The sequence below is a fragment of the Streptomyces sp. bgisy100 genome, from assembly GCF_057709105.1.
This window is the reverse complement of the sequence record NZ_JBYITE010000094.1, coordinates 1-10071: the sequence shown is the minus strand read 5'-3', so window position 1 is coordinate 10071 and position 10071 is coordinate 1. Positions and strand designations below refer to the sequence as shown.

The following is a 10071-nucleotide window of genomic DNA, read 5'->3' as shown; positions in this document are numbered from 1 at the left end:
GGCGTGTTTCGAAAGCTGCGTCCGGCCGGATGCGTCCGGCCCCGCCCTTTCGGGCGGACGAGCTGCTTCCGAAACACGCCCCAGCGGACGGTCTTGACCTTCCGGACCAGTACCGCACCTGAGCGGCCGGGCCCTGGACACCGTCTCGTCGGTGCCTCAGTCGGCGTAGACGCCGACCTCGCGAAGCGAGTAGCCCCACTGGGTGCCGCGCTCCAGCCCCTTGACGCGTAGGTAGCGCGCCTGGGCTGCGGGGAAACGGGCCGTGTCCAGGCCGCCGTCACCGGAGGCTGTGGACCACACCGTCTTCCAGTTCGTGCCGTCCTCCGACAGCTCGACGCGGTACGACTTCGCGTACGCCTGCTCCCAGTCGAGGGTGACGCGCTTGACCGGCTGCGCGGATCCGAGATCGATCCGCAGCCACTGGTCGTCGTTCCACTCGCTGGCCCAGCGGGTGCCCGTGTCGCCGTCCACCGCCTTCCCGGGCTGGAAGCTGACGAACGGGTTCCACCACTCCGACGAGGACGCCGTCGCGGCCGCGCCCGTGGCGAGGTTCTTCCCGGCCCGGTACTTCTCGGAGTTCCCCCAGGTGCGGAGGTAGGACTCGGCTCCCGAGAAGAGGTCGTCGACGACCCGCTGGCCGCCGACGATCCGGATGTCCTCGATCCAGTCCGGGACCATGCCGTAGTGCGCACCGCCGTCGGTGTTGACGTCCCACGTGCGTTCGCCGGTGGTCTGCTTGTCGATCACCGAGCCGCCGTCCGTGCTGCGGAAGGGGTACTTCACCGGGTTCGGGGTGTCCCCGCCCCGTGGAGCCGGCCAGCCTCCGACACCGTTCATGTCGGTGCCGTAGCCGTAGCCGACCTTGTACTTCTCGCGCAGCGCGGCCGTGCGCTCGGCCTCCGCGCTGAAGGCCGCGGAGCCGCCCATGTACTGGGCGGCGAACCCGCCGAGCTTGTAGAGGCGTTCGGTCCAGCCCAGGTCCATCCAGCTGTGCGAGGAGATGGCGCCGGGGTACGACTCGGATTCGAGGATGCCGAAGGCCTGGTCAGCGGCCTTGACGCTCATGTGGTCGAGCTCCAGCATCATGTTGCGCTTCATCATGCCGCGCACCGCGTACGCGCCCAGGTCGGTCAGCCCGCGGGTGTTGCACTGCGCGCCCGAGGCGTAAGAGGGGACGGCCACGCCCTTCGGGAGCCGCTTCTCCGCCTCCGGTGCTGCCGCGTTGCCGATGGGGTTGTCGTGCTGCGGGCCGCGGCAGGCCTCCGTCTTCCAGAACGTGCCGGTCGACAGGAACTGGCCCGCGTTGATGGCCGTACCGAGCGTGCCGGAGTCGAAGCGCACCCCGCACAGTGCGTTGTCGAACTTGTGGCACAGGAACATGCTGCTGACGCCCAGTTCCTTCAGCTCGTCCAGGCCCCGGTCGATGTCCTCCTTGCCGCACTGCGCGACGTCCAGGATCTGCTTGCAGCCGAACGGCTCCGAGGTCTCGACGCCCAGGACGACGGCCAGCTTGCCCTGCTCGATGACCTCTCGGGCCTGCGCGCTGTTCGTGACGATCCGGAACCAGCCCTTGCCCGGACCGCCGTACATCTTGTCGACGAAGGCCTGCATGTCGTACGTCTTCTTGGCCTCGAGACGAATGGCGGTCATCTCGTCACAGCTGCGGTCCTTGAAGAAGTAGACCGAGCAGATCACGCCGTTGGTGACCAGGTCGTTGACCAGCACCCGCTGGCCGCCGCGCCAGGCCCGCTCGATCCAGGCGTAGTAGTTCTGCTGGTGGGTGAGCGAGTCGTGGGCGGGCCAGTCCTTGAAGGTGGGCCACCCGTTGGGGTCGTGCTTGCCGTCGCCGCCCTTGGTGATCATGTCGAAGACGGCGAGCGAGCCGTCGGGGTAGTGCTCGGGGCAGTCCTTGAGCGCGTCGGTGACGCCCTGCTCCGAGAACGGCTTGCCGCAGATCAGCCGGCCGCCGAAGCCCTCGTTGGACATGATGTGGTCGTGGGCGTCGACGAAGCCCCTGACGCGGCCCTGGGCGTCGGTGCCCTTGAAGGGCTCGCCCGTGACGTTGATCCGCGAGTCGGGTGCGGGCCTCGCGGACGGATCCCACCAGCTGGACTCCGCCGCGGAGCTGGGCACCGGACCGAGCACCAGAGCGGCCACAGCGACAAGCAGCGACACCACTGCGAGTGACCTGAGTCTGCGGCGCAGAGGTTGAACGATGACCATCGCGTACATCCTTAAATGTGAGCGGTGCTCAGATTCCGCTCTACGTTAGGGACACGAGCTCGCAACGCCAACCCCTTGGCAGCGTTCATGTTCGGCAGTTCACGTCTCGGTCAGGGCGACGGCGTCTCCTGCGGAACGCTCCACCGCCACATGTCCGCCCATCCGTGCATGGCCACAGATGCCTTGACCAGTCACGTCGAACGGGGCCCGGGGAACTGACTCGCCGCTACTCGCCCAGGATCGTCGCGCTGCCCCAGCCCTACCTGCTGCGGTATGCCCGGAGAAAGGTCCGCACTCCCTCGACGACGAGGGGCCGGACGCGGGTGTCCTCCGCGGCGTTCGCGGAGCCGAGCCTGTCCAGCGCGACGCCGAAGGTCAGCGCGATGAACTGGTCGGCTGCGAGTCGGGGGTCGGGGACGTCGAGCAGTCCGGCGGCGGCGAAGGCGGCGAACCGCTCGGCAAGTGCCTCGTCGGGGGTGTCGGCCATGGAGTTGTAGCTCCGGTGCGGCAGGTGGCCCGATTCCGCCCGGACCAGTCGTTGCAGCGTGGCGTACTCCGCGGAGCCGAGCATGTCGGTCGAGATGCGCATCGAGAAGGTGACCAGGGCGTCCTCGAGACCGACGGCCTCGGTGAGGTCGGTGAGGGTGTCGTCGAGGGTGCGCCGGATCGTGGTGATCATTGACTGGCCGATGGCGTCGACGACTGCTTGCAGGAGCGTCCGCTTGTCGCCGAAGTAGTCGTAGACCGTCCGCTTGGACACCTCGGCCCGGGCGGCGACCGCGTCGACGCTGGTCCGGTCGAAGCCGTCGGCGAGGAACAGGTCCCGGGCCGCCGAGAGGATGGCGGCCCGCTTCACCGCGGACCCCTCGCGCAGTGTCTTCGTGGTCGCCATGGGCGCATTCTAACCGTTCTACACTGCACGGTGTAGTGTAGTGTCGCGGTCATGGGGCGTGTCGCACTCGTACAGCGACTCCGCCCGGCCGATCCATGTGTGCACCAACTCGCCTACCACTGAACAGGGTTCGCCACGTTGGCCGACCTCAGACCCGTCCTCAAGGCACCAACGCAAGCACTAAGCACACCGCGCCCCGCGTGAAGCGCCGCCGTATCCGCGCCGGGCCCGTCACAGCGGCGGCGCCACGCGTACGGCAGGCCCCCGGCCCGCCTTCCTCGCCCGGCAGCACCCGCCTTCCTCGCCCGGCGGTAACGGAAAGGACGTCCATGACCGCAACTCTGGCTCCACCGGTCCGCATCGGGAAGGCCGCTGTCGGGGCCCTCGGCGTGCTGGCAGTCGCCACCGGTGCCCTGGAGTCGGTGGTGACGCCGACGCTCCCGCTCCTGCAACGCGAGCTGGACATGAGTCAGGCCGAAGGGGCGTTACTCAGCATCGTGCTCCTCATCACCGGCGCGCTCGTCACACCGGTCGCAGGCAGGTTCGGCGACCGCTACGGCGGGAAACGGGTCCTGATCCGGCTGATGGCGGTGGTCTCGGCCGGTGGTCTGGTGTCCGCCCTGGCGCCGAACCTGCCGGTGCTGCTGCTCGGTCAGGTACTGCAGGGAGCGATGGTGGGCGCGCTGCCCCTGTCGTTCATCCTGGTGCGCGCACACCTCCCCGCGGGAGAGTCGAAGGTGGCCATCGGGGTGGTCAGCGGCTTGTTCGTGGGGGGCGGGATGGCGGGAACGCTGTCGGCCGGGCCCGTGGCGGAAGGGCTGTCCCGGCACTGGATGTTCGCGCTGCCGACGATCGCGGTCATCGGATCCACCCTGCTGGTGAACCGGCTGATGCCGCATGATCCGCCGGGCCGGTCGGACGACGCCGGGATCGACTGGCCCGGCCTGGTCCTCTTGAGCGGAACGCTGGTCACGCTCATGCTCGTGCTCGCGCTGGCACCCGACCTCGGGGCGCAGCCACTCGTGCTCGGTGCCCTCATCGTGGTGCTGGCCGCCTTCGTGACCGGATGGACAGCCGTTGAGCGTCGTGCGGCTTCGCCGATGGTCGATCTGCGCATGCTGGCCCGGCCTGCGGTGTGGAAGTCGTGTGTGCTGACGTTCGTGATCTGCGTCGGTACCTCGGTGGCGGTCTATCTCGTCCCACAGCTCTTCGCGGTGTCCGTCGGCGCCTACGGATTCGGGGCCAGTGCCACCGAGATCGGCTTCTTCCTGCTGCCCGGCGCCGTGGCCGCGTCGCTGGCCGGGCCGGTCGGTGGGATCGGGGCGCGGCGTTTCGGCTCGCGCGCCGTGGTCACCGCCGGGGTCGTCATCATGGCCGCCGCCCTGATCGCCCTGGCAGCCGTGCACACCGAGATCTGGCACCTCGTCATCGGCAAGGTGATGATCTCCCTTGCCAACGGCCTGTGCGTCACGGCGATGGTGACCAGCACCGCGACATCCGTCGATCAGGGCGACACCGGCATCGCCACCAGCCTGGTCCTGGTGACGCGCGTGGTCGGCTTCGCGGTGGGTGTCCAGCTCGGTGGTGCGCTCCTCACCGCCGGGACCCCTTCCGGTTCGGATGTCCCGGCCGAATCCGCCTTCGTCACCGGCTTCGTCATAGCCGGCGTCGTCACGGCGCTGTCCCTGCTTGTCGCCCGGACCATGAGCAAAGGAGTCAAGGAATGAGCCGCACAGATCTGTTGAGGGACGTCCGTTCCACGCCGAGGCGCACGGCCTTGATATCCGGGGCAAGCGTCGCGGGGCCCGCCCTGGCGTTCTGGCTGAACCGCTACGGATTCGCGGTCACGGTGGTCGAGAAGTCAGGCACTCTGCGTGCCGGTGGTTACCCCATCGACGTACGCGGCACCGCACTGGAGGTCGTCCGCAGGATGGGAATCCTGCCGCAACTCCAGGACGCGCACATCGACCTGCGCCGGCTGACCTTCCTCGACAGGGCCGGCAAAGAGGTGGCCTCGGTCAACCCGCACACCCTCACCGGCGGTGTCGCGGGACAGGATCTGGAGGTGCGGCGCGGGGATCTGACCGACGCTCTCTACGCGGCGGTCCGTGACGACGTGGAGTTCATGTTCGACGACTCCATCGACACCCTCGACCAGTCGTCCGGCGAAGGGGTCGACGTCACCTTCCGCGGGGGCCGCAGGCGCACGTTCGACCTGGTGTTCGGCGCGGACGGTCTGCACTCACGCACCCGTGAGATCCTGTTCGGCCCCGAAGAGCAGTTCCACCGGTATCTCGGCTACTGCTTCGCCGGGTTCACCATGCGCAACACCTTCGGGCTCTCCCACGAGGTCACGATGTGGAACACCCCGGGCAGGGCCGCGGCACTCTACGCCGTGGGGGACAACGACGACGTGCACGCCTTCCTGAACTTCGCCCGCCCGGAACCACCGTTCGACGCGTTCCGGAACCCGGAGGCCCAACGGGACCTGGTCGCGGCGGTCTTCGCCGATGCGGGATGGGAGGTCCCGGGGATGGTCGCCGCCATGCGCGACGCGGATGACCTGTTCTTCGACGGGGTCAGCCAGATCCGCATGCCCCGCTGGTCCAGCGGCAGGGTCGCGCTGGTGGGCGACGCCGCGTACGCACCCTCGTTCCTCACCGGACAGGGCTCCAGCCTCGCGCTCGTCGGCGCGTACATGCTCGCCGGTTCCCTGGCCGACCGGGACCACGCCGCGGGCTTCACCGCCTACGAACACCACACCCGTGAGTTCGTGACCCTGAACCAGGACCAGGTCGGCGCGGGCGACGCCACACTCTTCCCGACCACCGCTCGGGCCCTGGAGCGGCGCAACGCCATGCTGCGCAACCTCAGCGCCATGCCCCCCGCGGAGGGACGACCGGCCCATTCGGCCCTCAGCCTGCCCGCATTCATGCCCGTGACGTGAGCTCGGGTACGCGCGGCTCTGCGGGCGTCGTTCTGGGCGGTGATGTCTCCGCTGCCCAGCGCGCGGGCGACGGAGCGCGCACCGCAACTGCGGCAGGCATCGTGAGCTGCGTAAGCAGCCCGGCAGCGTACGGTGGCGGCGTGGCAAACGAAGACCTGGGGCGGACCCTGCGCCGCTTGCGCCGTCTGGCCTCCCTGACGCAGGAAGAGCTGGCCGAGCGCTCCGATGTGTCCGTCGATGTGATCCGCCAGCTCGAACAGCAGCGGAAGCACTCGGCACGCCTGCCCACCCTGCACGCACTGGCCAAGGGTCTCGGCGTGGAACTGACCACGCTCCTGGGCGACCCGCCGGCGGTCTCCTCCACAGGGGAGAACGACGGACCACGCTTCGTGGCCGTGCGCCGTGCCATCATGCCCGTGCTCTGGGGGCCGGACCCGGAGCCGCCGGGGCCCGGCTTCTCGCTGGACCGTCTGCGTGAGCAGATCGCGGAAGGCTGGACGCAGTACCACGCCGCCGAGTTCGACACGGTGATGAAGGCGCTGCCGGACCTGCTCTCGGATGCGCGCGCCGCCACGGCCTCGGACAACGACGGTGACCGCAGGGCCGGATTCGCAGCCCTGGGCAAGGCGCTTCAGCTCGCCGGACATGTCGCCGTGCGGATGGGCAAGACGGACCTGGCCCTGACGAGCCTGGAGCGCGCCATAGACGCTGCGGGAGCGTCCTCCGATCCGCTGCTTGTGCCGATGATCGTCAACTCCACGGCGTGGACCTACCAGCGGCAGGGGCGTCTGGAGGACGCACTGGGCATCGCACTCCGTGCAGCCGAGGACATGGCGACCGCGGGCCGGACCGGCACGGCCGACGGCCTGAAGGTGTGGGGAGCGCTGACCATGAGTGCCGCTACGTCGGCCGCGCGAAGCGGTGACTATGAGCGCGCGGCGGCGATGATGGCGACGGCAGAGCAGGAAGCCGCCCGAGTGCCGAAGCTGCCCGACGGCGGCGACAACCGCATGGTCAGCGTCTTCAGCCCCTCATCGGTCCGCATTGAACGCGTCCGGCTCGCAGTCCAGTACGGGCATCCCCAGGACGCCTTGGCACTGGCCGAGGGGATGCGATTGAGCAAGGACACCCCGCCGTCCTGGCGGACGTGGCTGCTGTTGGACGTCGCCCGAGCCCATACGGACATGGGGGACGCGGCCGGAGCGGTGAAGACCCTGGAGTCCCTGCGCCGGGTGGCGCCGACGTGGATGCAGCACCACACATTGGCCGTGGCCATAGTGCGTGACCTGTGGACGCTCCCCAACCACCCGCCGGGGCTGCGCCCGCTGGCGGAGTTCCTGGGGGTTGGCTAATAACGTGGTGAAAGTGGGACGTTGCGCCCCTGTCGCCCTTCTTGCCACGTCGCTTTCATGAGTGGTCACTGCCCCGCGACCTCGTGAACGGCCGGGGCTGCGGCCGACCCGAAAGAGCAACTGACGTGCCGAAATCCGCGGACGGGCAGTCACGAAAGCAACCCCGGCCATGCCTGCCGCTCACCGTGGCCCGCCCCACCGGGCCCCCGGCTACAGCGCGACCCTGCCTCGCGAACCGGGGAGTGCGGCCATCGCGCGGCGTCTGGTGCACGTCGCCTTAGCGGCGTGGCGGCTGGAAGAACTGGACGAGGCCGCGGCCCTGATCGTCTCCGAGCTGGTGACCAACTCCGTGCGGCACGCCCGGAGCAATTCCATCCGCATCACGGTCACCCGGCCCGAGATGATGCGGGTGCGCATCGGTGTCGTGGACAAGTCGCAGCAATTCCCGGTGCCCCGGGAGTCGAGCGCCGAGGACGAGGGCGGGCGCGGCCTGACGCTCGTGGAGACGCTTTCCGAGGGCTGGGGCACCGATCCGCTGCCGTGGGGCAAGCGGGTGTGGGCAGAGCTGCGGGGGAAGGGACATGAAGGCGGGGTGTAGGCGCCGGGCCTGGTGGCCGCCTCCTGGAGCGGGTCGGCGTGGCGTCGTGCGCGGCCCCGGTCCCGGACACCCTGCCCGGAGTCAGCAGATGTCGCGGTACGGGACCTCCCGGATGTGCCTGGACCAGTCGGAGCGTGACAGGCCGCCGCCCGCGCTGAGTGCTGCCCGTCCCCCTTCGTCGGTCCCGGGCACCCCGACTGTGTTCCGATTTTCGGACACGGTTGGGATGCCGGACTGCCGTCACATCATGTCCGACCGTCACGATGCTCAGTAGAAATAGTGTGTTGGCCGGGATTTTCCCCACTCCGGGGTGGGTGTCAGGAACGTTGCGTCGCCAGGAAGCAGCTCCGGCGACTCGCCGCGGTGTCCGGTTTTCTCCGTGCCTCTCTTGTCGTGCGGGGAGGGGCGGCGGATGATTCGCGGCCTCCTGGCCGTTTGTGGCGTCCTGTGCGGCGAGGGGAAATGTCATTCCCGCAGGGGCGCTCACTGCATGAGGCATGTCCCAGGGGCGTCGGTATTGCTGTCGGCGGAGTCGAGGGAGCTGCGGGTCCGGAATTCATTGGACGAGTCGGAATTCCTTGGGCGAGTCGGGAATCCCGCTTCCGGGGGCTCCCGGCTCGATGCTTCGCTATGCAGGGAGTGTTACGTGCACGCACATGCCTGTCCGGATAAATCACCTCCGGGCAGGGAGATTTCGCTGACCGGAGAGAGGTCTGAGTGTCGGATTCGTCAGGCAGCATCCCGCCGCGCTCGGTCGGACGGTGGAGACGTGGCAGCAGGGCACTGGTATCGGTGATCCTGATGGTGGCGACGTGGCTGGCTGTGCCGGTCACACCCGCCGATGCCGCGGTGCGGGACCACACCGCGGTGACCTGGAACATGCAGGGTGCCACGAGTGGTGGGGAGAGCAACTGGACGAACCAGCTCAGGCAGTTGTTCACCATGCAGGCGGCCGATGTGGTGGCCCTTCAGGAAGCCGGCGCCGTTCCCGGCAGCGCTCTGGCCAACCGGCGGCGCACGTTCACCCGTTGGTCGAACGGGGCCGCGTACCAGGTCGTCGAATACCAGTGGCCCGGAACCAATCGTACCGGCGGCTATTACATCTACCACATGCTGACCGACCCCAACGGGAATCGGGTGAACCTCGCCATCGTGACGCGCCAGGAGGTCGACTCGGTCTTCATTCTGCCGCCCCAGCACGACTCGCGGGGGAACCCCGGAAGCAGGTCGATGTTCGGCGTGGAACTGGGCGACGAGTCGGTGTTCTGGACCGCACACGCAGGGGCCTATGACGGAAATGACGCGGCGAACATCGTGGCTGCGGTCAGAGCGGAAATGACCGGAGTGGACTCGTGGGCCCTGCTCGCTGACTTCAACCGGTCGCCGGCCGAGCTCACCAGCGACCCCGCGTGGCCGGGCAACACCGTTCGCGTGGTCAACTCCGGCCGTCAGACGCAGCGCAACGGTGGCGAGTTGGACTACATGGTGACCAACGACTTCACCCCGGCGTACCGTGCCGCCCAACTGGGCGGTCCGGTGTCCGATCACCATCCCGTCACGTTCGGAAGGAACCTGAGGGCAGCTGCCGGAGTCCCTGAAATGCTGACGAGCGGGCGCTGGAAGCGGCAGATGTTGTGCGCGAGCTCGGCGGACGACTCGGTGTGGCTGCGCGGCCCCGAGGCCGACCAGGGCTACTGCCAGTGGATGAAATACCCCGTGGGCAACGATCACTTCGTGCTGTACAACCTGGGCAAGGACCAGGTCATGGCCTACGAGGGCGGTAACGGTGGGCCCCTGGTGATGCAGGATTACGATCCCCGGGGCCGTGATCAGCAGTACTTCTCGTGGGGCGCTGAGGAGGATTGGCACGCATCGGCTCTGCGGTCCTACCTCGACGACGGGCAGGACGTCGATGCCAAGGCCACGGATTCGGACACACCCCGCAGGGACGCCGTGCACACCCGTGGCTGGCGCCACGGCTTCCAGCGAGAGCTGACCTGGAAGGCCGCGCAGTAGGCCGGGCTCCCACAGGCCGTCTGCGTACCGTGTCGGGGGGGGG

The 10071-nt window shown here is 68.7% G+C and carries 7 protein-coding genes; 5 read left to right on the top strand and 2 right to left on the bottom strand.

Annotation, left to right across the window (positions count from 1 at the left end; genetic code table 11):
• Positions 1 to 156 precede the first annotated feature (156 nt).
• Both AC3EQ1_RS31040 and AC3EQ1_RS31035 read right to left on the bottom strand, forming a co-directional pair.
• Positions 157 to 2223 (bottom strand): discoidin domain-containing protein, encoded by a 2067-nt coding sequence (locus AC3EQ1_RS31040; RefSeq protein ID WP_432097641.1) that lies wholly within the window; start codon positions 2221 to 2223, stop codon positions 157 to 159.
• A gap of 259 nt (positions 2224 to 2482) precedes the next feature.
• The gene (locus AC3EQ1_RS31035; RefSeq protein WP_432097640.1) at positions 2483 to 3115 is read right to left on the bottom strand and encodes a TetR/AcrR family transcriptional regulator; all 633 of its coding nucleotides are present in this window, start codon (positions 3113 to 3115) and stop codon (positions 2483 to 2485) included.
• A gap of 329 nt (positions 3116 to 3444) precedes the next feature.
• Here AC3EQ1_RS31035 and AC3EQ1_RS31030 point away from each other — a divergent pair, with 329 nt between their 5' ends.
• The 5 genes from AC3EQ1_RS31030 to AC3EQ1_RS31010 all read left to right on the top strand — a co-directional run bounded on the left by AC3EQ1_RS31030 (position 3445) and on the right by AC3EQ1_RS31010 (position 10028).
• Positions 3445 to 4842, top strand: coding sequence for an MFS transporter (locus tag AC3EQ1_RS31030; protein ID WP_432097639.1), 1398 nt, complete (start codon positions 3445 to 3447; stop codon positions 4840 to 4842).
• Positions 4839 to 6062 carry an FAD-dependent monooxygenase gene (locus tag AC3EQ1_RS31025; RefSeq protein WP_432097638.1) on the top strand — a complete coding sequence of 408 codons (1224 nt, stop codon included), beginning with the start codon at positions 4839 to 4841 and terminating at the stop codon, positions 6060 to 6062. Before AC3EQ1_RS31030 ends, AC3EQ1_RS31025 begins: the two co-directional genes overlap by 4 nt.
• 140 nt (positions 6063 to 6202) lie before the next feature.
• Positions 6203 to 7414 (top strand): helix-turn-helix domain-containing protein, encoded by a 1212-nt coding sequence (locus AC3EQ1_RS31020; protein WP_432097637.1) that lies wholly within the window; start codon positions 6203 to 6205, stop codon positions 7412 to 7414.
• A 169-nt stretch (positions 7415 to 7583) separates the two neighbouring features.
• A complete protein-coding gene (locus AC3EQ1_RS31015; RefSeq protein ID WP_432097636.1) occupies positions 7584 to 8012 on the top strand; it encodes an ATP-binding protein in 429 nt (142 codons plus the stop codon).
• A gap of 801 nt (positions 8013 to 8813) precedes the next feature.
• The gene (locus tag AC3EQ1_RS31010) at positions 8814 to 10028 is read left to right on the top strand and encodes an endonuclease/exonuclease/phosphatase family protein (RefSeq protein ID WP_432097642.1); all 1215 of its coding nucleotides are present in this window, start codon (positions 8814 to 8816) and stop codon (positions 10026 to 10028) included.
• The last annotated feature ends 43 nt before the right edge of the window (positions 10029 to 10071 follow it).

Bases quoted from the DNA above. Each gene is read 5' to 3' on its own strand.
- AC3EQ1_RS31040 (WP_432097641.1), bottom strand. From the start codon at position 2,223: ATGGTCATCGTTCAACCTCTGCGCCGCAGACTCAGGTCACTCGCAGTG.
- AC3EQ1_RS31010 (WP_432097642.1), top strand. From the start codon at position 8,814: ATGGTGGCGACGTGGCTGGCTGTGCCGGTCACACCCGCCGATGCCGCG.
- AC3EQ1_RS31035 (WP_432097640.1), bottom strand. From the start codon at position 3,115: ATGGCGACCACGAAGACACTGCGCGAGGGGTCCGCGGTGAAGCGGGCC.
- AC3EQ1_RS31030 (WP_432097639.1), top strand. From the start codon at position 3,445: ATGACCGCAACTCTGGCTCCACCGGTCCGCATCGGGAAGGCCGCTGTC.
- AC3EQ1_RS31025 (WP_432097638.1), top strand. From the start codon at position 4,839: ATGAGCCGCACAGATCTGTTGAGGGACGTCCGTTCCACGCCGAGGCGC.
- AC3EQ1_RS31015 (WP_432097636.1), top strand. From the start codon at position 7,584: ATGCCTGCCGCTCACCGTGGCCCGCCCCACCGGGCCCCCGGCTACAGC.